The sequence below is a fragment of the Rhabdobacter roseus genome, assembly GCF_014202275.1.
Taxonomy (GTDB): Bacteria; Bacteroidota; Bacteroidia; order Cytophagales; family Spirosomataceae; genus Rhabdobacter; species Rhabdobacter roseus.
This window is the reverse complement of record NZ_JACHGF010000008.1, coordinates 165,179-189,135: the sequence shown is the minus strand read 5'-3', so window position 1 is coordinate 189,135 and position 23,957 is coordinate 165,179. Positions and strand designations below refer to the sequence as shown.

Genomic DNA, 23,957 nt, shown 5'->3' with positions numbered 1-23,957 from the left:
TTTGAGTAAAAAAGAACGGTCGGACGGCGTAAAGTACCAGCCCGGCCGTGAAGGGTACTTTATTTTTTTGTTCCAACCAGCTTGAGGTGCAGGTCGATGAGCGGCTCGATGTAGCTCTCGGCCGGTAGGGCGGGGTCGGTGGCGTAGGTCATGCCCCACTTGGTGCGGTCGATCTGGAGCTTGGCTTCGATGTCTATCTTGTCATCAACGAACTTAATTCTGGCAGGAAAAACCACGGGATTCGTTTTCCCCAGCAGGCTCAAAGTACCCCGCACCTGGTAGTTGGCTCCGGTTATGGCCCCGGCCTGGGTACCTGTATAAGGCGCTACTTCCAACAATTCGAAGGTAACATTGGGGTGCAGGGCCATGTTGAAGAAATCGGCACTTTGCAGGTGATGTACCAGCTGCTGCTTCACCTCTTCGGTAGGTAGGTTAAAATTGACGATGGACGAAACCGGCAGCCTAAAAGTACCCCCCGTCACTTGGCCGTCCCGCACTTCCAGGTTTTCGCTCTGCACGGCCATCGAGCCTTCGTTGAAGTACCCCGTCTTGAGGTGGCCTTTCCATTCGGCTACCGAGCGCTCGGCGTCCAGCGCGTAAGTAGTGGTAGCTACCTCTACCTTCCGATCGGTGCAGTTCCACACCAGGGGTACCAGGGCGAGCCATACAAGCATTTTCTTTTTCATAGCTAAAGTTTGTTTTTTGGGTGATTGAATTAAATTGTAGTGAACATTGATGCTGCAAAATTCAGGGAAAGAAGGCGAGTCTCACCTACGCCAAACGGAGGATGATCTACGCCAAACGGATTTTCGGGAAGTCTGAGTAACTAGGCGGGAGACAGGGTACTTAGGATCTGGCCTCAGCAACTAATCACGAAAAAAAGCCACTTATCATTTTATGCACCGCTGGAGGGGGTACTGTGCTTTATTTTTGGCACGAAATCTATTAGCGCCATTGAAATACCCCTTGACTTTTTTGCCATGCCCATCGTTCTGCACGCCTCAGACATTGCTTCTTTTCAGCCCCGGCCCAAGGCCCCATTTATAGCCAACAAGCCCGCCGCGGCTATCGACGAGGCCATGTACTTTCATCCATCGGTGGGGAGTATCTACTCCAAACCCCTCTTTACTCCCTACATGAAGGCAACTACCATGCGCTGTGAAACCCTCGATGACATGGAGCTACACAACGTGGAGACGCCCGATTCCGTGAACATCAACTTTTTTATGGCCGGGCATCTGGATACTCACTTTTCAGGATTGGGCCACGACCTCAACATGCGCCCCGGCTACCATAACCTGGTGTATTCTCCCAGCGGGCAGAGCATCAACTGGATCGGCCGGAAGCAAACCATGGAGATGCTACACATTAGCCTGGACAAAGATTTTTACCTTTCCTGCCTCAGTATTCAGGACGCCTGGAGCGAGCGCATCGCCAACGACCTCTCCCGCAGCCGCCCGTGCTCCGGTCGCCGGGAAACGTTGCCAAGTACCCCGCACATGCTGCGGCTGATCGACAGTATCCGGCATGACCAAACGGCCCGTCCTATCCAAAACCTGCTGGTGCAATCCAGGGTACTGGAACTGGTAGCGCTGCAAATGGAGCAGTTTGGCACGCCTACCCCCACGCACGAAGAGATGCGCCCCGACGAAGCCGAAAAACTACATGAACTGAGAAAGTACCTCGACGCAAATTTCCTTTCCGAGCTCAGCCTGACGCAGCTCAGCCGGATTTGCCTGCTGAATGAGTTCAAAGTAAAGCGGGGCTTTAAGCTGCTCTTTGGCACGACGGTCTTTAACTACCTGCGGAAGCTACGCATGGAGTACGCCGGGAATCTCCTGCGCCACGGCGGCTACTCCGTAGATGAAGTGGCGGCGGTGCTGGGCTATGAGCATGCGCAGCATTTTTCGGTGGCTTTCAAAAAATACACGGGCGTGAGCCCTTCGCAGTACCAGCGTTCGTCAAAAGCCCTTTCGGTAAGGCCGTAAAGTACCTTCCTACTCCTCTACCAGCACCAAAAACCGGCCGTACTGCACGGCCTTTTTCTGGCGGCTGACGCGGTTGTAGTTGTCGTCCGAGATCAGGACCAGCGTGCGCTGCCCGGCGGGTGTGCGCGGGCCCCAGCACATGCCTTCGAGGTTGTCGGGGTTGAAAGGTACCTGCCCGTAGTGCGCGTCCAACAGCGGGCGCAGCTCGGCCGCCACTTCCTTTTGGCCCCGCCGGGTACCCGTGAGGTAGAAGCGGTAAAGTACCACGGTATTTTTGAGAACCGGCTCGGCCAGGTTGGTACAGCGCTCCAGCACCAGGAAAGTCGAGTCCGTATCGCGCAGGATCTCCGAAATCCCGTTGCCGTTGCTGGGGCCCGCCGGGGCGCAGGAGTTGACGTCCAGCGGGTACCGCAGCGAGTCGAGTGGGGTACCTTTTTCGTCCCAGTGCAGCAGGTACACGGGCTCCCCAGTCTGCTCGGGCCGCTCCTGGCCGGGCCGCTCCTGGCCGGGCCGCTCCCGGATGGACCAGAGCGCGCCGTCCGGCTCCACGATGAGCGACTCGAAGCCGCGGTCGCGCAGGTAGGTACTTTGGATCGCGAGGGCGGAGAAAGTACCCTGGCCGTCCCGACGAAAAAACGATTCGTGCGGACTTTTGTCGTCTTCGACGGTAAAATACAAAGTACCTCCGCTGTACCGCACCGACTCCGCCGACTGGATGGGTAGTTTAGCCTTTTGCCCCGACCGCCAGTCGGGAAACCCGGAGGTACTTTCGGAGCTGAAGGTATAAAGGTAGCTGAAGCGGTCGCCCGCCGCGTTTTTCTCGCCATCCGTCACCAGGTACCACACCCGCGCCAGGCGGTCGTACTCCAGGCCGGAGATTCCCCCGAAGTCCGGATCATCCGCAAAACGTTCGTTGAGATCGGCCACCGACCCCGCCGGTAGGTAGGTAAAGGCAGGTACCTTGGGTTGAGCCAGCGCGCCAAAGCCGACTAAGCTCAACAACAGGATCAACGGCCACGAAACGGAGCAGCGCATAACTTTTGAGGTGGGTTAATACAATCAGTCTTTTTTCCTTCAACAGCCGGGCGGGGTACTTGCTCGCGCGCCAGGTACCGGCGGCAGGGTACTTTCGCGGCGGCTGTTGGTACTGCAATGATAAGCAGCTATTGGCAATCAACCCTTCATTTTGGATTAAATCGGCATTAAAACCCGGCTCTTCGGCAGTTTGGCATTCGCTACGCGGACAGAGAAAGTACTTTGATTACGTATTTTATAATAAAAATACAACTCGTAAAACTGGATTCTTGGAAAATTACCGAGAATAGCCGTAGCAAACAACTAACGACTTGTTGTACTTTTTAAATAAACATGGTACTTTTCAAATATTATCATAGGATCGTGGTAGGAACTTTTAGGTAGACTGGCCCAGCTATTGACTTAATATTAATATCTTATGTAAGTTTGTAGCGTCAATGAAGCAAAAAATAAGGTAGTTCTTAAAGCAACGCTTCTCCTGATCCAATTGAGTATTAATTATTAAAATTATACAATTTATTAACACACAATTAAATTTGAATTAATCATGAAAAAGACATTTTTAGCAGTAGCCCTTTTGTTGAGCGCATCAGCCGTCAACTTTGCCGTAGCCAACAACGACAAGAAAGCTTCCGAAGTACGGGAAGGCAGCAACCTGGAATTGAACCTGGAAACGCTGAACAACCTGAAGTTCAAGCTGTCGATCAATAACTTGCCTAACCGCTCGTACATCGCCATCAAAAATGCCGACGGCAACGTCCTTTACAGCGAATACGCGGGCAAATCGGAGCAATTCACGAAGGTATTTGATCTCTCCAACCTCCTGGATGGCAACTACACCTTCGTAGTAGATACCACCAATGGCCACGTAGAGAAGCCTTTCGAGATCAAAACCGAAGTAACGCGCGTAGTAACGGCGGTGAAATAAGGTACCTCTGGCATAGCCCTACTTTGGCGAGCCACTCCCCGCGAGTGGCTCGCTTTGTTTTGTTCCGCCCGTAAAGTACCCCCGAAAGTACCTGGCGGCAACCGGCAAGCCAAACAAAGTACCCTGGATCAATTTTTGTGCTGGTAGACTTTATTCACCAATCGTAAGTACACCATGGCATTTAGTTTTGATATTCCGTTAACGAGCAGCGCCGATACTTTTCTGGACCAGGCGCAGAAGAAAATCGAGGAGGCTAAGGGTGCTTTTCACCGGTCGGGCACGGGGGGTAGTTTCAAAGTACCCGCCGGGGTTAGCGACGTAGAGGGTAGTTTCCTGGTGGAGCAGGGTTCGCTGCGGGTAACCATCGCGAAAAAGCCTTTCTATGCCACCGAAAACATGATCAAGGAAGTAATGAAAAGGCACTTGCCGAGTTAAGAAGTTGTTTAAGTTAGTTTCTTTGAGCTGCAACTTTGTCTTTTCGGCTGCAACCGCTCGGCGGTCCGATTCGTTACTTTTTCAGTCCGTAGCCTCCGGCTATGCGCTGAAAAAGTGCCTCGTTTCGCTCGAAAATCCTTTGTTTCGCTATCAAATTAATAACTCAAACACCTTCTAAGCCAAACGCTTTTTAAAACCAGCGGTGTGGTTGGGTAGTTATAGCCGGGTACTTCCTTTCCGCCGGACGCATGGTGCATCCGGGGGGATTTAGGTACCTTTACGGCTATGGCTATCCAAACGCACCCAAGTACAATCACCAAATTCCGGGCGGGCGAAGCCCTGGTGCTCACCGACACCCTGGCCGTGGAAGAACCGCTGGGGATTGCTCTGCTGCACGGCCCCGCCCGGCAGCGCAAAAACCTCTCGGTCACCATGCGTACGCCCGGCCAGGACGAAGAGCTGGCGCTGGGCTTTTTGTTTACGGAGGGGATTATCCGGCGGTACGACGAGGTGCAGGAGCTTCGCCACGACGACCACCACCAGCTCACCGTGATCCTGCGCGAGGACGTCAGCCTGGACCTACCTACCCTGGAGCGCAATTTCTACACCAGTTCCAGCTGCGGCATTTGCAGCAAAGCGTCGGTAGACGCGGTACGTACCCTAAGTACCTTTTCGCTCCCGGCTGATGCCCCAAGTACCTGGACCGTAACGCCCGACTGGCTGCACCAACTCCCCGAACGCCTGCGGCAACAGCAGGCTCTTTTTGCCCAAACGGGCGGCATACACGCCGGGGCGCTCTTTGAGCCCGGCGGCTCCCTGCTCCTGCTCCGCGAAGATGTTGGTCGGCACAATGCCCTAGACAAGCTCGTGGGCAACGCCCTGCAAGCGGGGCAATTACCCTTACAAAATCAGGTACTTTTGCTCAGCGGCCGGGCCAGCTTCGAGCTCATCCAGAAGGCCGCGATGGCGGGCATTCGCTTCGTGGCGGCGGTGGGTGCGCCCTCGAGCCTGGCCGTGGAGCTGGCGCAGGAAATGGACCTCACCCTGGTGGGCTTTCTGCGGGAAGATCAGTTTAACGTGTACCACGGCCTCGAACGCATCCAACCCGCCCTAACGACCTAAACCCCATGGAAGAAACCAAGTACCCCAACCCCGAAAACCCGGAAAAATTAACCGGCCTGCGGCTGGAAAAACCCCGCCTGGTAGCGGCGGGCGTCAAGGCCGTGGCCGTAAGTCTGCGGCATATCGTGGAAGAAGCGGGCGTCGTGCGCGGCAACCAAGCCCTGCTCAAACTGAACCAGAAAGGCGGTTTTGACTGCCCCAGCTGCGCCTGGCCCGACCCCGACGGCCACCGCTCGCCCGTGGCCGAGTACTGCGAAAACGGGGCCAAGGCCGTGGCCGAAGAAGCCACCGAGCGGAGCATCGGGCTGGATTTCTTTGCCGAGCATTCGGTGTTTGAGCTGGCCGAACTTTCCGATCTGGAGATCGGCAAAAAGGGACGACTCGCCCACCCCATGTACCTGCCCAAAGGTAGTTCCTACTACCAGCCCATCAGTTGGGAAGGGGCCTTTGCCAAACTCGCTCAGCACCTCAACGCCCTCGACTCGCCCGACGAGGCCGTTTTTTATACCTCCGGCCGCACCAGCAACGAGGCGGCCTTTCTCTACCAGCTTTTTGTGCGGGAATACGGCACAAATAATCTGCCCGACTGCTCCAACCTTTGCCACGAATCTACGTCGGTGGCGCTGTCGGAAGCGCTGGGGATTGGGAAAGGTAGCATCAAGCTGGAGGATTTGTACGAAGCCGAGGTGATCATGATCATGGGGCAAAACCCCGGCACCAACCACCCCCGGATGCTCACGGCCCTCCAAAAAGCCAAGCGCAACGGGGCCACGATCATCTCGGTGAACCCGCTGCAGGAAGCGGGCCTGCTGGGCTTTAACAATCCGCAAACGGTGCGGGGGGTACTTAACCTCGACCACCAGCTCACGGATATTTTCCTGCAGGTACGTCCCAACGGCGACCTGGCTCTGCTGCAAGCGCTGGCCAAGCTCCTGCTCCAGGCCGAAGCCAAAGCACCCGGCTCGGTATTGGATCAGGAGTTTATCCGGAATAAAACCGCGGGCTACGAAGGGTACCTGGAGCACCTCCAACGACAAAACCTCGCCCCACTCGCCGAACAGAGCGGGGTACCTCTACCCAAAATCCACCAAGCTGCCGACGTACTGGCCCGAAAGAAAAAAATCATCATTTGCTGGGCCATGGGCCTCACCCAGCACGCCAACGCCGTCGACACCATTCGGGAGGTTGTCAACCTGCTTTTGCTCAAAGGCAGCATCGGCAAGCCGGGTGCAGGTACCTGCCCGGTGCGCGGCCACAGCAACGTCCAGGGCGACCGCACCGTGGGTATTTGGGAAAAAGTACGGCCCGAGTGGCGCGAAAACATCCGGAAGGTGTACGGCTTTGAGGTACCTGAGCGCCACGGCTACGACGTCGTGAACGCCATCCGGGCCATGCACGCGGGCCGGGCCAAGGTATTCCTGGCCATGGGCGGGAATTTTCTCTCGGCCACGCCCGACACACTCTATACCGCGCAGGCGCTCCGGCAGTGCCGCCTTACGGTACACGTATCCACCAAGCTCAACCGCAGCCACCTGGTCCACGGTGAGGAGGCGCTGATCCTGCCCACGTTGGGCCGCAGCGACCGCGACCTGACGGGCGGTGCCGAGCAGTTTGTAAGCTGCGAGAATTCCACGGGGGTGGTGCAGGCTTCGCGGGGGGTACTTACGCCCGTCTCCGACCAGCTCCTCAGCGAAGTAGCCATCGTGTGTCGGCTGGCGCAGGCCACCCTTGCCCACCGCACCAAGGTAGACTGGACGCTTTACGAGCAGCATTACGACCACATCCGCAACGACATCGCCCGCGTGATTCCGGGCTTTGAAAACTACAACGAAAAGGTACGCCGCCCGGCGGGCTTCTACCTCCCCAACCCGGCCCGCGAGGGTACTTTCAATACCCCGGCCGGCAAGGCGCTCTTCCACGTAGCCGAGGCCCACGCCCCCGCGCCCGCGCCCGGCGAGTACCTGCTGATGACCCTCCGCAGCCACGACCAGTTCAACACCACCATCTACGGCCTCGACGACCGCTACCGCGGCGTACACAACGAGCGGCGGGTGGTTTTTATGAACATCCAGAACATCCTGGAAGACGGCCTGCAGTCGGGCGAGGTCGTGGATCTGTACAACACGCACGGGGGCCGCGAGCGCGTGGCCCGTACCTTTGTGGTGGTGGCCTACGACATTCCCTACGGGTACCTGGCTACCTACTTCCCCGAAGCCAACGTGCTGGTACCCATCGACACCACCGCCCGCGGCAGCAATACGCCCGTGTTCAAGACCGTGGCCGTGAAGGTGCAGAAGGTTATAAGCTAACTTTCGGCTAGTTGTAGGAGTCTTAGAATATCATTTTTCTCTTTCTTCAAAAAGGAAAATCCCTGTGCGTTATGCTTTTGGTCGGTAATTGGTATATTTGACACCCAGCCGCAGGTACTTTGCTTATCGCTTTTACGCTACTACTAGTTACAAACGTATCAAAAACAATTGTAGTCGCTTGTAAACGATTGCAAAGGGTTCGGATACACAATTATTACAGGCAATTTAATAGACATCCAAAATCATAAAAATGACGAATAATATCTTTTTAAGTTGGTCAGGAACATTAAGCAACGCAGTTGCTTATGCTTTTCATCAATATCTTCCTGTAATTTTGCAGAATTCGGCATCTTTTTTTTCTCCTGAAAGCATTGCTAAAGATGCAGACTGGTTTAATAAGATTAAGACCGAACTTGTTAGTGTAAAAACCGGAATAATTTTTTTGACGAAGGAGAATATAAATTCAGAGTGGATAATACTCGAGGCTGGTGGCATTTTATCCAAAGGAAGTATTTGTGTTCTTCTTTGTGATCTTGACATTTCAGACTTGAAAGATAGCAAAAGTTTTTTCCAGTATCTGAACGTTACTAAGCTAAATAACAAACCGGACCTGCTGAAATTTTTTGTAACCTTAAAGAATGTAATTTCTCCTGATGTTAGCGATGATGTAATAAAATTGACGTTTGATAAATTTTATGAGGATTTGAAAGACGAAGTGGAAAATAATAGAACAAAGGCTATCAACATGACGCCAGAGACTTCCACGTTTGCAAAATTGACTGGAAGATGGAAATTGGAGTATAAAAAAATGGACGGTACTTTTAGGGGACAAGAGTTTCTGAGAATTGATGATAGCGGAAAGTATTATCTTTCCGTAGCTGGAGACGAGAAATATTATTTTCAATTAAATGTTCTTTCTTCAGACGCCTCAAGATTTGTATGGCAAAAAATACAGACGATTGATGAAAAACCATCAGAACTAGTTCATTCAATTGAAGACTTGACGCTTGAGAATGGTGTGCTTCTAAGAGGTTCAGATACTTCCGGGTTTAAATTAACGTATACAAAAATTGAGTAAAATTGCCTGTAACATCGGTTTACTGCTAGCCGGGTAGACGGGTAAAGTGGTGTTCAGCTTTCTAAGTAATTTTTATCACGGCAAGACGGTTTACGTTTCCAGACTCCCGTCCATCAGTAAGTCATGCCGTTAGCGGGCATAAAAAAACTCACCAAATAAAAAATCATTATGGTAGAACCTTACAAATTTTACTTTGAAGAATCTATTTATAAAGAGTACTCATATACGGAAGAAAATTTAGAAGAACTATATAAGCTCATTTACTTTTCTGGAAAAGTAGATAGTTATTGCCCATATTGTAAAAAGGAATCTATTTTCAAAGCATACCCTAAGTTTCCTGAAGCAAAAGATCAATCTCAATTTTCATATTCTAAAAACCTCTTAGGAAGCTTTGAAAAATTTAAGGAAGAAAAGGACATTAGCCATTTTCATAATTCTGAATTCACAATTTCATTTAAATGTGAAAGAATAGAATATAGCGATCATATAATCCGATTTTATATTAAATTTATAACTGAAGATTATATCAAATACAAATTCTTCAAAATTGGGCAATACCCAACCCTCGCTGAATTAAAAGATTATAAGACGCAACCATACAAAAAGGTATTAGGGAATGTAAAGTACTCTGAATTAAACAAAGGGATTGGTTTAGCAAGTCATGGAATTGGAATTGGATCGTTCGTTTATTTTAGAAGAATATTTGAACATCTAATTTTTGAAAGCTATGAGGCGAATAAAGAAATTATGGACGCAAGTATTGAAAAGGGCGATTTCACAAGACTTTCAATGGATAAGAAAATAAGTTTCTTAAAACCATTCTTGCCAAAATTTCTATTTGACAACAAAGATATTTATGGAATTCTAAGTACTGGAATTCATAAACTAGAGGAAAAAAAATGCTTAGAATTATATCCTACTATAGAACTTGGAATAAAACTCATTTTGGAAGAGAAGCTTGCAGAAATCAAGAAAACTGAAATGGAGAAGGAATACAAATTAAATAGGAGTAGATTATAACCCCATCTAACAAGTGATATGAGACTAGACTTGCTATCGCTGCGTCTGCTCCATATCACAAAACCTTTAGCCCGTAAATCTGCTTTGGATTATAAATAATTTAAATAAGGGGAAAGCCGCAAGGTACTTTACAAACCTATCCACTCGTCAAGAAGTGTTTTGTACCCCTAAATGGTAAAGGATTTTAACCTTGCTTCTGACATAGCCCACTCCCCTTTAGTTAGCTCACTCCCTGGCACCTGGGATCGCTGATCATTAGCATTTTAAACGCTGGGTGATTTAACCCCCATGGCATATTGGGGTTAGCCAGTATAACAATGCATCTGTTTATCTTTGCATTGCTACCAATACCACGCTTAACACCAATGCTTTCACGTTGTACATTAAAAGAACAGAAAATGCCAATAAATATTTACATATTGGATTCGGGAGAGAAATTGGATTGGCTTTGTGATGAAGCTTGGGATCTACCATTTCAGATTTATGCCCTTGAAACTTGGTTAATGCAAAAAGGCAAAGATTTAGAGCCCGGTAATTATGTTGCTGACATTGGCTTTGATATAAGAAAAGACGCTGCCGGTGGTGGTGGAGTTTTGAGCTCTGAATCAATGGCAATTATGGGAAAAATTGGAATGGATTTATATTTTTCGGAATATCCTTCAGTGCAATAATGCAAAATAAACATGAGCAGCGAGTATAAAATTGTATTCCCAAATCAGTGCCATAGGCACGACATGTTTATAGCTAAAACGGCTATCCAAACCGACCGCGTGGAGACTGTAAACTGAACTGTGTCACCTCCTTGTGAGGTAAAAATAACTAAATTCAAAAACGTTATCAGACACAGACATGGAAACAGACAAAAACTTTGATTTTGAAAAATTTAAGAAAGAGGCGATGCAGGGCCTGTCCGAGGGCAAAAAACAAGGCGGTGCCGATGGGGTTTTCCGCCCCATGATTAAATATCTGCTGGAATCTATGCTTGAAGGTGAACTGACTAATCACTTGGAAGAGAGCAAGGCATCCGGGGTGGCCAACCGCCGTAACGCGGGGTACCCCGTGGCGCAAGACCAAAAAGACGGTAAGGAACTGGGGCGACCGTCGCACGGTTTGACCATGTCGCAGCTTTACATTAAATTCAGGAACAGAATCCAGCCAGACAGAGAGCCATTTATTGGCCGCTGAAAGAAAATGACATCGTTCAATTTACACTCCAACTTGGAATTAAAATGTCCACTTATTATTTTCAGGATTAATGTCAACGTCGTAAGCATTTCCTAACACCAACTGTTTAACTTTCATCTTTGCTTTGAATTTTAAGTTGATTGGCTTTCTACCATTTGCCCAGCAAGATATATCTTTAGTGATTGTCTCTTTAGAACCGTTTTCGTAAATAATGGTAAGATGTATAGGAACTGCTAATGTACCGGGACTAGAAATATCAATCGAATAATTAAGTTTACGATTGTTTACATTACTTATAGCAAGGTCAGGAACATTTTTTTCAAAAAACCAATTATTCCAAAACCAATTTAAATTTATACCACTTCCAGCATTTATACTGTTGAAAAAATCAAAAGGTGTGGGGTGCTTTCCTGCCCACCTTGTGATGTATAATTGTAAAGCTTTCAGAAATTGAGATTCTCCAAGCATTTCCTGAAGATATAGATATGCCAAAGCAGGCTTTAAGTCTTTGTTCGCAAACCTAGCCTTGCCATATAATTGAGGGGTAGGTGTCATAACAGGCATATCTTCATCTGTGCCCGCAGATAGGTTTACAGGGCTGATGTCATAATTTAAAGGAATAGTTGAATCGATAAGAGGATGGAACATAAATTCTGTTAATGTCGCCAAGCCTTCATCCATAAAAGAATACTTTGTTTCGTTATTGGCTACATAAAAAGGGAATAATGAATGAAAAACTTCATGTGCTGTAAGTTCCATGGCATCAGCCGGATCTTTGAAAGGTAAAATGTTTACCATCATAGGATATTCCATTGCATCCAACCCTTCAAATACAGTCAGGTGAGAATATGGGAATGGTATCTTAGGAAAATAATAACTGATAAGCTCCACTGTTTTTCGTGCATAAGAAATAACAGGTAAAAAAGCTTCATGATTGGGATTAAATACAGCATCAACCCCGGCACGTCTTTTTGATGTGGAATCTACTATTACACTGGTGGATTTCCATTCATAATGATTACTTATGCAAAATGAAAAATCAATAACGTTTTTAGCATCAAAAATCCAAGTATTTACAGAATCCTTGTTTTTATTTGTAACATGTCCATTTTGTAAATCTCCGGTTGTAATTATGTTTATAATACTGTCACTTTGTTGAGCAAGTTCAAGTCTATATACTATTTCATTAGTAAAAACTTCATGCTTATTTTTAAGTTCTCCTGTTGCCCAAACCTGATAATAGTCAGGAACTGTAATCTCAACATGAAAATCCCCAAAATCATTATAAAATTCTTCTTTACCTAAATATGGATGTTCACTCCAACCATCTATATCATCATATACGGCAACTCTTGGAAAAAAATACGCGATAAAGAACGCTCCGGTATCTATTTGACCAGTTCTGATAAAAGATCCTGCGTTTAAGATATAACTATAATTTACAGTAATATGTACTTTTTGCTTTGGCAAAATGATTTTATTATCAACATACATATTTGTCCCTATTATTTTATACCTGGCGCTATCAAAATATTCGTTATCAATTATAAAGGACTCGATTTGAACTCCGGCTCCTAAATCTTTAAGAGCAATATACATATTACGAATAGCATCCGTTTTATACAAGTTTGGATACAATTTAAACACAAGTTGAGCTAAAGTATCATTGCTGTTGTTAGTGTATTCAATATCTACTGTGCCATTTAATAATCGGGTGGCAGAATCAAATTTTATTTTAATATTATAATCACCGGTGTTTTGCCAGTATAATTTACCGGGAGCACCGCTTATATCTCTTGTACCTACCCTATAGGCTTCTTTTACATTTTTAGTAATTGGCAGATCCTGCCCAAAAGAACTATTTGAGAAAACTAATAAGATAATAAAAATTTGTAATAGTATATTTTTCAAGGTTGATGGGTTTTCAGGCATCAGCGAAGCTTCAATTGATAACTGTTGACAATTACACACTAACCGACATATTCAACACCCCATTTATACAATTCATTAATAATTGGCTCTAACTTTTCCCCTTTTGTTGTTAAGGTGTATTCAACGGTTGGCGGAACGGTTGCAAAAACTTCTCTGACAACAATTCCATTTGCTTCCATATTCTTCAATTCTTTGACCAACATTCGGGTATTTATGTTTGGTATAATCCTTTCTAATTCGCTAAACCGCTTTTTGCCTGTAAATAAAGCATAGATAATGGACATAGACCATTTTCCGCCTATTACACCTAAAATTTCTTGAAGCGTGCATTTTTCTTCGGGCTTTTGTAATTTTTTTTTGCTTAAAGACATAGATTCTGCTCAAAACTTTACTTAGTGTTACTACTATACATTGATGTACCTACTTGCAAATGTAAAGTATTTAATTTTGCTTTGCAACTCACTTTTAAAAAAATAGTATGGACAATTCATTAAAAGGACAAGTTGCCTTAGTAACAGGCGGAACAAAGGGCATAGGCAAAGCCATTGTTGACAAATTAAGCAATGCAGGTGTGCAAGTAATTGTAACGGCACGAACTGCAGCAAAAGAAATCACAAACGGGCAGCATTTCATTTCGGCAGACCTTACCCAACGCGAAAGTGCAGAAACTCTCGCAAAAGAAATTTTGGGAAAATATGGCAGAATAGACATTATTGTAAACAATGCAGGCGCTAATTTAAGTCCCGGTGGCGGTTTCAGTGCTCTTTCGGACGAACATTGGATCAACGATTGGCAACTGAATTTTATGTCTGTTGTTCGTATTAACAAAGCGTTATTACCGACAATGATTGAACAGAAAAGCGGTGTAATCATCAACATTTCTACGGGTGCTGCAAAACAACCGATTTGGGAAATGACAATGTCTTATTCTTCTGCAAAAGCAGCGTTGAATGTTTACAGCAAAGCATTGGCAAACGAAGTTGGCTCTAAAGGCATACGAGTAAATGTTGTTTCACCGGGCGTTGTAAAAACACCGCTAATGTTGGAATTTATTGACAACATCGCAGAGTCGTCAAATATTACCTCAGACGAAGCATTTAAAGCTGTAATGGACAAAGTGGGTGTTCCATTAGGCAGAATGGCTGAACCCGAAGAAGTTGCTAACCTTGTTGCATTTCTTGTTTCTACCGAAGCAAAATACATCAACGGAACAAACTATTCGGTGGACGGTGGAGCTTTGCCAACAATCTAACAAGTAGACAGAAAAAACGGCTGGTAACAACTAGGTTTTCGTGCGGCTTGCAAAGCCAAGCATGAAACCGCTGTTGCACTGCCTGCCCCGATTATTTCGGGGAAACCAGTGAGGTTCTTATGGGGATTGAATCGGAATTTTTGGAGGCAAACGAGGAATCCATTTAGATTGAATAGTGCACCCTGCTATCAGATTCAGCATTGAGTCTAAAAAATCAGCTAATTTCCAGCCCTGTTTTGGATTGGCTTTGTGATGAAGCATGGGATCTGCCATCTCAAATTGATGCCCTTGAGACTTGGTTAATGCAAAAAGGCAAAGATTTAGAGCCTAGTAATTATGTTGCTGACATTGGTTTTGATATAAGAAAAGAGGCTACAGGTGGTGGTGGGGTTTTGAGCTCTAAATCAATGGCCATTATGGGGCAAATTGGAATGGATGTATATTTTTCGGAATATCCTTCAGCGCAATAACGCAAAATAAACATGAACAGCAAGTATAGAATTCTATTTCCAAATCAGTGCCGTAGGCACGACATGTTTATAGCTAAAACGGCCATCTAAATCCGCCCTCGTGCCGTTAGCTACTTAACCCACAGCTTGTTACGTACCTAACGGCACGAGGGTTCCCTCCCTGAGCCCTCTTCCCTATAAACATTCAACCGCTACGCGGCCATGAAGGCGTGTTAGTGGTATGTACGTTCGTTTGTAAACACTTCTGAATCGTAAAATAAATACAATAAAAGGTACCTTAAGGCTAAACTTATAAAGTCTGGATCATTTGCTTCAGACGTACTTGATCCGAAGGCCTAGGGGCATTGACCGAAAATAATCGGCCGCTTTTGTTGAGTAAAATGTACTTGGGAATACCCTTGTCGGCCCCGAAAAAGTGGGTAAACACATGGGTTGTCCAATGAGAACTACCCCTATCAAGCAGGTATTGCCCCGACATAACGCCGTATTTCTTGCTGGCTTTGATCCATTTCTCTTGGTTATCATCTAAAGAAATATAGATTCTCCGGACGGGTAGTCCCTCCCAGTTTACCGCCCGAGCTGCCTCCATTTCTCCGATGCACGGCCCGCACCAACTCGCCCAAAAATCAAGGTAGATGCCTTTTCCGGGTACTGTGTTCGAGTCCAAGATTTCCCTAAAAGTCAGCACATTTCCTTCGGGGTCATAAAACTTCTGGTTTTCGATATAATCCGGAAGCTGGTCTGAGTAGGAGCTGAACCTAGCATAGGCGTCTTTCGTCAGGTGCTGCACCAGGCTGTCTTTTAAACGGGAGGCAGCATAGGTTTGATAGAACTCTTCCAAAACGGGCCTCGCATAAAATTCTTTGGCATTGGCCCTAAATTGCTCCAATAGCATAGTCATCAGTACTGGCTGCTGGTATTCAGTAGGAAAGTACCTTGCTAAGGAGTCGGCGTAGGCCCTGATTTCCCGGTCACTTTTAAATTTTCTATTTTGATACTGGAATAACTCGCTTAAGAATCCCCAGTATTGACGAGGAATGACCGGCGTACTGCAAAGCGGGAACCTATCCATAGGAATAGCCGACAAGAAGCCTTTCTCAAATTCCAGGGAATCTTTTTTTTGGTTGTAGTAGCTCAGGAGACTTTGCCAATAGACATATTGGTACTTATCCTTAAAAAAAGCGGCACTCTCCGGGGTTAGTTGTAGCCGTTCAACGGCCTGGAGCCTTCTTCGATGAAGTTCTTGAAACTCAGATTTAAACTTGATTGGATCGTTTCCGTTGAACGTAGTTTCATTCAAATGGCCCAGCTGCGAGATGACCTCCGACACCCGGTAGTTGTCGCTACGGGCTCCGCTTGCCGACCTGATATACATTAGATCGGTTTCCAGATAAACGCTGTCTCCCGGGGTAATAAACACCTCCGATTCAGAACCAAGCAGGCAAGCGTTTATTGGTTTGTTCAAATAGAGGGTCATAGAAAAGGTACTATCCAGCGCATTCGTATTTCCCGAAGCCAGGTGTATCATTTCTTCCAAAGAAAAGATATACCTGGTTAGCGAGATTTGTTTTAATAACGGCATCTCCTCGGCTACAAGATGCTTAAACATTGCTGGCCTACCCAAGTATTTACCCGAAATATGGGTGGCAATCAAAGGCTCGTCAGCTTGTTCTGCGCGCTGGCAAGAAACAGTCAGTGTCATCAGTAGGGTCGGGACACACAAGATCCCGACGGTGAAACGTCGTAGCAGAGCAAAAGAAGAAAATAGCTTTGGGTATAGAGCCATCTTTTGTTTTATAAAATGAATATTCCCGTTTTTGCAAACTACCTCTCTGACTTAACCACCCATGCTACGCTACTACTGGATTATTAATGAAGCGTCCAAGTAAATATACTCCCTATTTTCCAACCAAAAAAGGGTAGCGAACCCGCAGGCCCGCTACCCTTTTTCTAGCTCGATCCCACGTACCTGGGATCGCTGATCCTTAGCGTTTCAAACGCTGGGTGATTCAACCCCAAGGACTTAGTGAAGTTAGCCTGTCCCCTACTTCGCCGAAAACTTGAACATGGTACTGGACGTATACGTCTCGTCGGGGCGCAGCACCACCGACGGAAACTGCCGCTGGTTGGGGGAGTCGGGGTAGTGCTGGGTTTCGAGGCAGAAGCCGAAGCGTTTGCTGTAGGTAGCGCCTTTGCCGCTTAGGGAGCCATCCAGGAAATTGCCCGTGTAAAACTGCACGCCGGGCTCCGACGTATATACTTCCATGATACGGCCGCTCTGGGGCTCCCGCACGGTAGCGAAGCGCAGTAGGGCCTGGTCGGCGCGGTTGATGGCCCAGCAGTGGTCGTAGCCGCCGCCATTTTTGATCTGCTCGTGGTCGGTCTGGTCGATGCGCTGGCCGATGGGCGTCGGTTTGGTGAAATCGAAGGGGGTACCTTCCACCGCCATGAGCTTGCCCGTGGGGATGAGCCGGGTATTGACCGGCACGATGCTATCCGCCTGGAGCATGAGCTCGTGCGCCAGTATATCGCGTTTCAGGCCCGTGAGGTTAAAGTAGGAATGGTTGGTCAGGTTAACGATGGTGGGCTTGTCGGTCGTAGCCTTGTAGTCGATCCGGAGCGAATTGTCGTTTTGGAGCGTGTAAACCACTTCCACGTTTAAAGTACCCGGAAAGCCTTCGTCCATGTCAGGACTCACGTGCGTGAGCCGCAGACCTACCGTGGTGTCAGCCCGGATTTCTTCGGCATTCCAGAGTGCCTTATCAAAGCCTTTTTTGCCGCCGTGCAGGCTGTTGGGACCATTGTTGGCCGCCAGGCTATACGATTTCCCGTCCAACGTAAAGCGCGCCTGCCCAATGCGGTTGCCGTAGCGGCCTACCAGCGCGCCAAAAAACGGGTGCCCTTTGAGGTAGTCGGCCAGTGAGTCGAAACCCAAAACGACATCTTCGTAGTTATCCTCGCGGTCGGGGGCGGTCAGGTGGGTAATGATCCCTCCGTAGTTGGTAATTTTCACGGTCATGCCGTTGCTGTTGGTCAGCGTGTAGAGGTCGGCCGTTTGCCCGTCTTCCAGTTTTCCGAAGGGGGTCTTTACAATGGTAGCTTCCATAGTTTGGGTTTTTTCTTTACTTTGACACCCAACCAGAGATGAGCCAAGCAGCGCGGCAAAGAAGAGAGCGTTTTTCATAAGAATTAAAAGAAAAGGTTAGGACTTGGATGGCATAAAGGTATTAAAGTATTTCGCCGGTACCGTCGGTGATTCGGACCCGATAGCAGGGCAACGGAATGCCGTAGGCCTGAAAGTAGGCTTTTTTCTGGTAGGTTTCAAATTCTTCCACCGCATCCGCCCGCACCAGGTTGATCGTACAGCCACCAAAGCCCCCGCCCATCATGCGGGCACCGAGGACGTTCGAATCGGCGCGGGTTTGCTCTACCAGAAAATCCAATTCCTCACAGCTTACCTCGTACTCGTGCTGGAGGCCATCGTGGGTTTGGTACATCTTGGCCCCAAAACCCACCAAATCGCCCCGGAGCAGCAACTCGCAAGCTTCCTGTACACGCCGAATCTCCTCGGTCATGTACTTGCAGCGGCGGTAGATTACCTCGCCCAGTTCCTCGCGGTGGGCTTCCACCAGGGCCGGAGTAGCATCGCGCAGGCTTTGGATGTCGGGCTGGTACTTTTGTAGAATCGCTACGCCGGCTTCGCACTCCTGCCGCCGGGTATTGTACTCGGAGCTGGCCAGCGAGTGCTTCACGGACGTGTCGCAAAGTACCAGCAGGTATTCGTTCATGGCAAAGGGAAAGTACTCGTACTCCAGCGAGCGGCAGTCCAGCCGGATCACCGATTCGGCCTTTCCAAATACCGACGCAAACTGATCCATGATGCCGCAGTTGACCCCCACGTACTCGTTTTCGGCGCGTTGGGCCATTTTTACGATGGCGAGTCGATCCAACCCCAGCACAAACAGCTCATTAAGCGCAAAAAGCAAACAACACTCCAGCGCCGCCGACGACGACATGCCCGCACCTACCGGCAGATCACTGCCAAACGCAGCCTGAAACCCGCCGATGCGGTAGCCGTTTTTTTGGAGCTGATCCAATATCCCCAGCTGGTAGTACGGCCAGCTGTCGGCGGGCTTGGCGAGGTCGTGGAGGTCAAAGGCGTAGGTAGCTCCCAGGTCCACGGCGTGCAGGATCACGCGCGCGTCGGAGCGCGGACTCAGCGCAAAGTACACGGCTTTATCCACGCTGGCGGGTAGCACAAAGCCCTGGTTGTAGTCGGTATGTTCACCAATCAGATTAATGCGGCCCGGCGAGCGGAACAAGCGGGTCGCGGCTTGTCCGAAGTGTTCTGCGTAGGCCTCCCGGATGCGGTCGGCGGTACTTATCTCTATTTTCTCCATCATCATACTCATCAAACAAAAGTAATAGCCCCCCCTTCATTCACCTACCGGCTGGCGGGTTATTTCGCAAACGTAAAGTACCTTTTGCCCTAAGTACACCTAGGTATCCCTAAGGTACCTAGCTTAGTACCCTCGTTGCAGGTCCACGGCGCTTTCTAGGGTTTCGCCTTGCGAAAAGCGATTTACGTTCCGGATAAACAACGCTACTTTCCCGTCGTTCTCACGCGCCTGGCCACCGCCGGTATGCTGGGTCAGGACTACGCGCGGCATCTGCCACAGGGGGCTGTCGGCGGGGAGTGGCTCTACTTCGGTGACGTCCAGTACGGCGCCGTAGAGGTGGCCTGATTCCAGCGCCCGCCGGAGGGCGGCTTCATCGGTGGTGTTGCCCCGGCCTACGTTGGCGTAGACACTGCCCTTTTTCATGGCCGAGAGGAACTCTTCATCCACCAGGCGCTGGGCTGTGCCGGGCAGGGTATTAAAAACGACATCGGTGGTAGCCAGCTCCGCGAGCAGCTCCTCCCGGCTGTGGAGCTCGGCCTCGGGCGAGGTACGGGCCATGCTTTTGACTTCGCAATTAAAGCCTTCCAGGATTTTCCGAACGGCCGTGCCGATGGTACCTACACCCAGCACCACGGCCTTTTGCTGGTTGAGCGTGTAGAGCTGGGGGCGCAGGCTTGCGCCTACCCATTCGGCCTTTTCTTTGAGCAACGTGAGGGTATCCAGCCCCCGGTAGAGCGCCAGTACCCCGCCCACGATGGTCTCGGCGCAGGGCCGCGCAAACCAGTCGCCCATGTTGGCTACCCGTACCTTTTCGTCCAGCTGTACTTCTTTATACTGATCAAACCCCGCCGAATCCAGCTGCCAGAATTGCAGCGAGGCCGGTACCTGCTCAAACCAATCAGCGGGCGGATTGCCCAGAATGAGCTCCGCTTTTTCGAAAGCCTGCCGGGCTTCGTCCTCCGCTTCGGCCCGAAACGTCAAAATATGGTCGGCGGCCAGCGCCTCCCGCAGTCGCTCGATGGAGGCTTCGCCCAGCGCTGAATGTATGTACGCGTTCATGGTGGTAAAAATAAAGTACGTAAGAGCGGCTTTTAATTACACTTGCGTGCAACCTGATGACGATTCATTCGGGGCCAAAGATAGAGGAAAGATGCTTTGGCGGCTGATTATTTTACTAAATAGGGCCTCGCTCCTTTCGAAAATCCTACGGAATATCGCCCAGGCCTTCCCAAAAAGAAAGTCCAGCGCCGAGCGCTGGACTTTCGTATCAAGGTACTTTGAGGCAGGTACCTACTTCTTTTTGGCCTTGGCCGCGGGCTTCCCTTTGGCTACGGGCTCGGCGCTCAGGTCTTTGACGCGGATATTCCGAAACCGCAGGTAGTTGCCGTGGCCCAGGAAGCCAATGTGGCCCGTTTCGCGCTTCAGACCGGGGTGGTCACGCTGGTCGAGGGTACCGTTCTTGCTGGCTTCGGCCAGGTCGCCGTCCAGGATCACGGTCCCGTTCAGGATCACTTTTATTTTTGATCCTTGCACGATCACCTCCTCGTAGTTCCACTCGCCGACGGGCTTCAGGTACCCCCGCTTGGCCGGAATCACCCCGTACACCGAGCCGTGGTACTGGTGCTCCTTGAGGTTGCGGTAGATGTCGGCACCGTCGTCCAGGATCTGGATTTCCATGCCCACGTAGGCGGCATCGCCTTCGAGCGGTGCCCGGATACCCAGGCCGTTGTTGGCTCCCGGCGTGAGCTGAAACTCAAAGCGGAACGCAAAGTCGCTGTATTGGTCTTTGGTGTACAGATTTCCTTTTCCGCCTTTATCAGGATAAAGGACCAGGTCGCCGTCTTCGGTCACGTAATCGGTGGTGTTGCCGATCCACTCGTGCATGTTCGTGCCGTCGAAAAGTACCTTGAAGCCCTCCTTCTTTTCCGCTTCGGACAGCTCGAAAGGCTTCGGCCGGGGTAGTTCGCGCACGTAAATATCGCGGTAAGCCACCAAGGTACCGTGCGCCTGGAGCTCCAGCTGCTCCTCGGGAAAGATGGGGAGTTTGCGGTCCCAGTAGTTTTCCAGGATCACGTTGTCTACCACCAGCTCGCCGTTGAGCTTCACCGTCACGCGGTCGCCCTGCATCTTGATGTAGAACGTATTCCAGTCGCCGATGGCGTTGTCGGCCAGTTTGAGGGGTTTGCTGGGATGCTTTTGGTTGTTGTAAAGCCCACCCGAGCCCACCTGCGCACCAACGTCCACCCGCGACGTATCCCAGACCTGCACCTGCGGGGTACCTCGCAGGTAGATCCCTGCGTCGCCCTTGGGCTCGATTTTCCAGTCGACGTACATTTCAAAATCGCCGTACTTTTTCACGGTACAGAGGTTGTCACCTTTGCCACTGAATACCAGCTCTCCGTCCTTGGCAAACCAGCCCGTCCGCATTTTTTCGTCGGCTTTGGCCTGCTTGGCGGCCAGCGTATCCGGGTGCATGGTGGCCCGTTTGATGGGATTATCTACCAGCCCTTTCCAGCCAGTAAGGTCCTGGCCGTTAAACAACGACACGAAACCCTCGCCCGACGGCATATCGGCCAGATGCTTCCGGACGGCCTCCTTCTGGTACTCGCTGTCCTGCCCCTTCAGCAGGGCGCTGGCTTTGTTCAGTAAGTCCCGCACGGCGTCGCCCTGGTAGGCTTTGTTGGCCAGGGCAATGCTCGTCACGGCCTGGGCGGCGGCGGCCTGCACGGGTACTTCATCCAGGTACTTGCCGGCCAGGATCAGCGCGTTGAAGGTTTTGTATTTAATTAATTCTTTTAAAATCAACTCTTTTTGCGCGGGTGTTTGGGCAAGCGTCATCGCTTTGCGCAGCATCAGTACTTTATTCTCCGGCGTGGCCGAAAATTTCCCGACGCTTTGCACGTAGCCCCGCAGGGCCAGGTCCACGTAGGCGCTGTTGGTACTTTGGGAGGCCAGGGTGTATAGCTCCGGCCCGGCGCTGGCATCCGCCCAAGCCGCCAGTGAAGTCAGGGCCGCTTTTTGGGAGGCTTCGTCGCCGGTATTGAAGGTACTCACCACGGCATTCAGCGCTTTTTTGCCGCCAATGCCCCCCAGCACGCGCAGGTACCTGGCCTTTTGAGCGGCGTTGGCCGCGTTCATCTTTTCAAGTACCTGGGCCGTTTGCCGGGCTTCGTCACCGGTACCTTTGAGGGCCGCCACGAGGGCATCCTGCACGGCTTCTACTTCTTTCCCGTCGGTGGTGGTGTGCAGGAGGTTGAACAGCGGCGGCAGGTCGTTCGCGGTGGCGATGGGCTTCAGCGCCGCAAAGGCCGCCTGACGCACGGCCAGGTCGGCACTACCCAGCCGATCCAGCACCAGGTTCATGGAGGTACTGGCCGCGCGGGCTGCCAGTACGTCGAGCAGGGCGGCTTGCGCCGGGGCGGGCATGGCGGGCAGCGCGGTGGCAACCTGCTCGGTTACACCCGGTCCTTTTAGGGTAAGCAGAGTCTGGCGTACGGCTGCTACCTCGTCGGGCTTGCCTTTTTGCATCGTAGCCAGTAGGGGCTTCAGCGCGTTGGCTTGGCCCAAGGTACCTGCCGCCCGGATGGCCGCCAGCCTCACGCCAGCATCTTTGCTGTTGAGGGCCTTAAGTACCGCCGGTAGCGCCTCCGTGGCGTTGGCCCGGCCCAGCATGGCGATGATCTCCGCCTGCACCTCGGGCTTGGCTTTGTTCAATTTCTTCACCCAAAGCGCCGTTGTCGCGGCGTTGATCGAGGGCTGAGCCCACTTCAGCGCCGCCGCCCGGTAGGCCGCTTCGGGAGCATCCATCGCCTCGATGAGCGTAGGTACTCCGGCTTCGCCCTGGCTGTCGGTGAGGAGCTTGAGCGCCGCCGTGCGGGTAGGCACCTGAGCCGCGCCGGAGGTACTTTTCAGCAACGCCTGGGCCGCTTTCGTGACGGCGGCCTTATCGCCGGCTTGCAGGCGGGCCTGGAGATAACGTATATAGGAAGCCGTAGCGTTGGTGGGGTCGTAGCCGTAGGCAGCTTTTTGGGCGGCCGTGGCCAGGGTACTTTCCGACGAAGGTACCCCCAGGCTGGCCAGCGTGTAGAGTGCTACTTTCCGTACCTGCTGGTCCGAAGTACCCGCCACGAGTGCCTCCACCACCGGCGCGGCCTCGGCGTAGCGGCTGTCGCCCAGGGCTTCCAGCAGATGTACCTGACAAGTACCCGTGGCTTTGGTCAGGCTTTGGGTCAGGGCTTTCCCCGCCTCGGGCGTAGCGATTCGGGCCAGCGCCCGCGCGGCCGAACCGCACAGGTCTTTGTCGCCCAGGTAGGTACTTAGGACCGGCACCGACTCCGCCTTACCTACCTGCTGAAGCTGAAAAATGAGGAAGTTCTTGCTGGCGGCATCGCTCACCTTCGCCAGGGCCTGGCCGTAGGCCGTAGCGGCCAGTTTTCGCCAGTCTTCCCGGCCCGGCTGCGTGACGTAGTACGTAAAGCCGCCCAGGGCGTACTCAATACGGGCGTTGTCGCCCTGGCCGGGCGGGCGAAGCCGGGAGGCCAGTAGCACGAGGCCATCCTGGCCCAGCGCGGCCATGTCCTCCATGTTTTTTTGGAGCTGCTGGCTATTCGGGGTCGGTACCTTCACCAGCAGGTCGGTAACCCGGTCGGCCAGGGCCTGCGGACGAGCCTGCTGGGCCAGCGCCTGGGTCAGGGCGAGGCAAAGTACCAGGATTGAAAGATAAATTCGTTTCATAATGTTGGTATCAAAATAAGATCGTCGGATTGCTCATGAATGTAAAAGTACCCTGGGGGTGGTTTTAAA

General features: G+C 50.6%; 20 protein-coding genes. 11 read left to right on the top strand and 9 right to left on the bottom strand.

Features of this window, described 5'->3' with window-relative positions; genetic code table 11:
• Positions 1–59 precede the first annotated feature (59 nt).
• Positions 60–686 (bottom strand): YceI family protein, encoded by a 627-nt coding sequence (locus HNQ92_RS21130; protein ID WP_184177006.1) that lies wholly within the window; start codon positions 684–686, stop codon positions 60–62.
• 294 nt (positions 687–980) lie between these two features.
• Between HNQ92_RS21130 and HNQ92_RS21125 the strand changes: the two genes are divergently transcribed.
• A complete protein-coding gene (locus HNQ92_RS21125) occupies positions 981–1,988 on the top strand; it encodes a helix-turn-helix transcriptional regulator (RefSeq protein WP_184177004.1) in 1,008 nt (335 codons plus the stop codon).
• 9 nt (positions 1,989–1,997) lie between these two features.
• Here HNQ92_RS21125 and HNQ92_RS21120 read toward each other — a convergent pair whose 3' ends face one another.
• Positions 1,998–3,023 carry an esterase-like activity of phytase family protein gene (locus HNQ92_RS21120; protein ID WP_184177002.1) on the bottom strand — a complete coding sequence of 342 codons (1,026 nt, stop codon included), beginning with the start codon at positions 3,021–3,023 and terminating at the stop codon, positions 1,998–2,000.
• A gap of 547 nt (positions 3,024–3,570) precedes the next feature.
• On the opposite strand from HNQ92_RS21120, the gene HNQ92_RS21115 reads away from it, so the two are divergent.
• From HNQ92_RS21115 to HNQ92_RS21080, 8 genes are all read left to right on the top strand, one after another.
• Positions 3,571–3,951 carry an immunoglobulin domain-containing protein gene (locus tag HNQ92_RS21115; protein WP_184177000.1) on the top strand — a complete coding sequence of 127 codons (381 nt, stop codon included), beginning with the start codon at positions 3,571–3,573 and terminating at the stop codon, positions 3,949–3,951.
• A gap of 174 nt (positions 3,952–4,125) precedes the next feature.
• Positions 4,126–4,386, top strand: a complete 261-nt coding sequence (locus tag HNQ92_RS21110) for a hypothetical protein (RefSeq protein ID WP_184176998.1) — start codon at positions 4,126–4,128, stop codon at positions 4,384–4,386.
• Between the two features lie 285 nt (positions 4,387–4,671).
• Positions 4,672–5,508, top strand: a complete 837-nt coding sequence (gene fdhD / locus HNQ92_RS21105; protein ID WP_184176996.1) for a formate dehydrogenase accessory sulfurtransferase FdhD — start codon at positions 4,672–4,674, stop codon at positions 5,506–5,508.
• A 5-nt stretch (positions 5,509–5,513) separates the two neighbouring features.
• A complete protein-coding gene (locus HNQ92_RS21100; RefSeq protein WP_184176994.1) occupies positions 5,514–7,817 on the top strand; it encodes an FdhF/YdeP family oxidoreductase in 2,304 nt (767 codons plus the stop codon).
• 250 nt (positions 7,818–8,067) lie between these two features.
• Positions 8,068–8,895 (top strand): hypothetical protein, encoded by an 828-nt coding sequence (locus tag HNQ92_RS21095; RefSeq protein WP_184176992.1) that lies wholly within the window; start codon positions 8,068–8,070, stop codon positions 8,893–8,895.
• 168 nt (positions 8,896–9,063) lie between these two features.
• Entirely contained in the window at positions 9,064–9,915 is an 852-nt protein-coding gene (locus HNQ92_RS21090; RefSeq protein ID WP_184176990.1) for a hypothetical protein, read from the top strand.
• 317 nt (positions 9,916–10,232) lie between these two features.
• Entirely contained in the window at positions 10,233–10,586 is a 354-nt protein-coding gene (locus HNQ92_RS21085) for a hypothetical protein (RefSeq protein ID WP_221307510.1), read from the top strand.
• Positions 10,587–10,764: 178 nt separating this feature from the next.
• Entirely contained in the window at positions 10,765–11,100 is a 336-nt protein-coding gene (locus tag HNQ92_RS21080; protein WP_184176988.1) for a hypothetical protein, read from the top strand.
• A 39-nt stretch (positions 11,101–11,139) separates the two neighbouring features.
• Here the strand turns inward: HNQ92_RS21080 and HNQ92_RS21075 are convergent, their stop codons facing one another.
• On the bottom strand, positions 11,140–13,011 hold the full coding sequence (locus HNQ92_RS21075; RefSeq protein WP_184176986.1) for a M1 family metallopeptidase: 1,872 nt from the start codon (positions 13,009–13,011) through the stop codon (positions 11,140–11,142).
• Between the two features lie 59 nt (positions 13,012–13,070).
• On the bottom strand, positions 13,071–13,403 hold the full coding sequence (locus HNQ92_RS21070; protein WP_184176984.1) for a winged helix-turn-helix transcriptional regulator: 333 nt from the start codon (positions 13,401–13,403) through the stop codon (positions 13,071–13,073).
• A 107-nt stretch (positions 13,404–13,510) separates the two neighbouring features.
• On the opposite strand from HNQ92_RS21070, the gene HNQ92_RS21065 reads away from it, so the two are divergent.
• Both HNQ92_RS21065 and HNQ92_RS21060 read left to right on the top strand, forming a co-directional pair.
• A complete protein-coding gene (locus HNQ92_RS21065; protein ID WP_184176982.1) occupies positions 13,511–14,284 on the top strand; it encodes an SDR family oxidoreductase in 774 nt (257 codons plus the stop codon).
• 200 nt (positions 14,285–14,484) lie between these two features.
• A complete protein-coding gene (locus tag HNQ92_RS21060) occupies positions 14,485–14,754 on the top strand; it encodes a hypothetical protein (RefSeq protein WP_184176980.1) in 270 nt (89 codons plus the stop codon).
• A gap of 289 nt (positions 14,755–15,043) precedes the next feature.
• Here HNQ92_RS21060 and HNQ92_RS21055 read toward each other — a convergent pair whose 3' ends face one another.
• From HNQ92_RS21055 to HNQ92_RS21035, 5 genes are all read right to left on the bottom strand, one after another.
• Positions 15,044–16,456 (bottom strand): TlpA family protein disulfide reductase, encoded by a 1,413-nt coding sequence (locus tag HNQ92_RS21055; RefSeq protein ID WP_184176978.1) that lies wholly within the window; start codon positions 16,454–16,456, stop codon positions 15,044–15,046.
• Positions 16,457–16,798: 342 nt separating this feature from the next.
• Positions 16,799–17,938 (bottom strand): aldose epimerase family protein, encoded by a 1,140-nt coding sequence (locus tag HNQ92_RS21050; protein WP_184176976.1) that lies wholly within the window; start codon positions 17,936–17,938, stop codon positions 16,799–16,801.
• A 43-nt stretch (positions 17,939–17,981) separates the two neighbouring features.
• The gene (gene galK / locus HNQ92_RS21045; protein ID WP_246440562.1) at positions 17,982–19,166 is read right to left on the bottom strand and encodes a galactokinase; all 1,185 of its coding nucleotides are present in this window, start codon (positions 19,164–19,166) and stop codon (positions 17,982–17,984) included.
• A 111-nt stretch (positions 19,167–19,277) separates the two neighbouring features.
• Complete coding sequence (locus tag HNQ92_RS21040; RefSeq protein ID WP_184176974.1) at positions 19,278–20,213, bottom strand: D-2-hydroxyacid dehydrogenase; 936 nt, start codon at positions 20,211–20,213, stop codon at positions 19,278–19,280.
• A 231-nt stretch (positions 20,214–20,444) separates the two neighbouring features.
• Positions 20,445–23,888, bottom strand: a complete 3,444-nt coding sequence (locus HNQ92_RS21035) for a 3-keto-alpha-glucoside-1,2-lyase-like domain-containing protein (RefSeq protein WP_184176972.1) — start codon at positions 23,886–23,888, stop codon at positions 20,445–20,447.
• Positions 23,889–23,957: the final 69 nt, after the last annotated feature.

Coding starts and splice junctions, on each gene's coding strand:
- HNQ92_RS21130 (WP_184177006.1), bottom strand. CDS start 686: ATGAAAAAGAAAATGCTTGTATGGCTCGCCCTGGTACCCCTGGTGTGG.
- HNQ92_RS21125 (WP_184177004.1), top strand. CDS start 981: ATGCCCATCGTTCTGCACGCCTCAGACATTGCTTCTTTTCAGCCCCGG.
- HNQ92_RS21120 (WP_184177002.1), bottom strand. CDS start 3,023: ATGCGCTGCTCCGTTTCGTGGCCGTTGATCCTGTTGTTGAGCTTAGTC.
- HNQ92_RS21115 (WP_184177000.1), top strand. CDS start 3,571: ATGAAAAAGACATTTTTAGCAGTAGCCCTTTTGTTGAGCGCATCAGCC.
- HNQ92_RS21110 (WP_184176998.1), top strand. CDS start 4,126: ATGGCATTTAGTTTTGATATTCCGTTAACGAGCAGCGCCGATACTTTT.
- fdhD (WP_184176996.1), top strand. CDS start 4,672: ATGGCTATCCAAACGCACCCAAGTACAATCACCAAATTCCGGGCGGGC.
- HNQ92_RS21100 (WP_184176994.1), top strand. CDS start 5,514: ATGGAAGAAACCAAGTACCCCAACCCCGAAAACCCGGAAAAATTAACC.
- HNQ92_RS21095 (WP_184176992.1), top strand. CDS start 8,068: ATGACGAATAATATCTTTTTAAGTTGGTCAGGAACATTAAGCAACGCA.
- HNQ92_RS21090 (WP_184176990.1), top strand. CDS start 9,064: ATGGTAGAACCTTACAAATTTTACTTTGAAGAATCTATTTATAAAGAG.
- HNQ92_RS21085 (WP_221307510.1), top strand. CDS start 10,233: ATGCATCTGTTTATCTTTGCATTGCTACCAATACCACGCTTAACACCA.
- HNQ92_RS21080 (WP_184176988.1), top strand. CDS start 10,765: ATGGAAACAGACAAAAACTTTGATTTTGAAAAATTTAAGAAAGAGGCG.
- HNQ92_RS21070 (WP_184176984.1), bottom strand. CDS start 13,403: ATGTCTTTAAGCAAAAAAAAATTACAAAAGCCCGAAGAAAAATGCACG.
- HNQ92_RS21065 (WP_184176982.1), top strand. CDS start 13,511: ATGGACAATTCATTAAAAGGACAAGTTGCCTTAGTAACAGGCGGAACA.
- HNQ92_RS21055 (WP_184176978.1), bottom strand. CDS start 16,456: ATGACACTGACTGTTTCTTGCCAGCGCGCAGAACAAGCTGACGAGCCT.
- HNQ92_RS21050 (WP_184176976.1), bottom strand. CDS start 17,938: ATGAAAAACGCTCTCTTCTTTGCCGCGCTGCTTGGCTCATCTCTGGTT.
- galK (WP_246440562.1), bottom strand. CDS start 19,166: ATGAGTATGATGATGGAGAAAATAGAGATAAGTACCGCCGACCGCATC.
- HNQ92_RS21040 (WP_184176974.1), bottom strand. CDS start 20,213: ATGAACGCGTACATACATTCAGCGCTGGGCGAAGCCTCCATCGAGCGA.
- HNQ92_RS21035 (WP_184176972.1), bottom strand. CDS start 23,888: ATGAAACGAATTTATCTTTCAATCCTGGTACTTTGCCTCGCCCTGACC.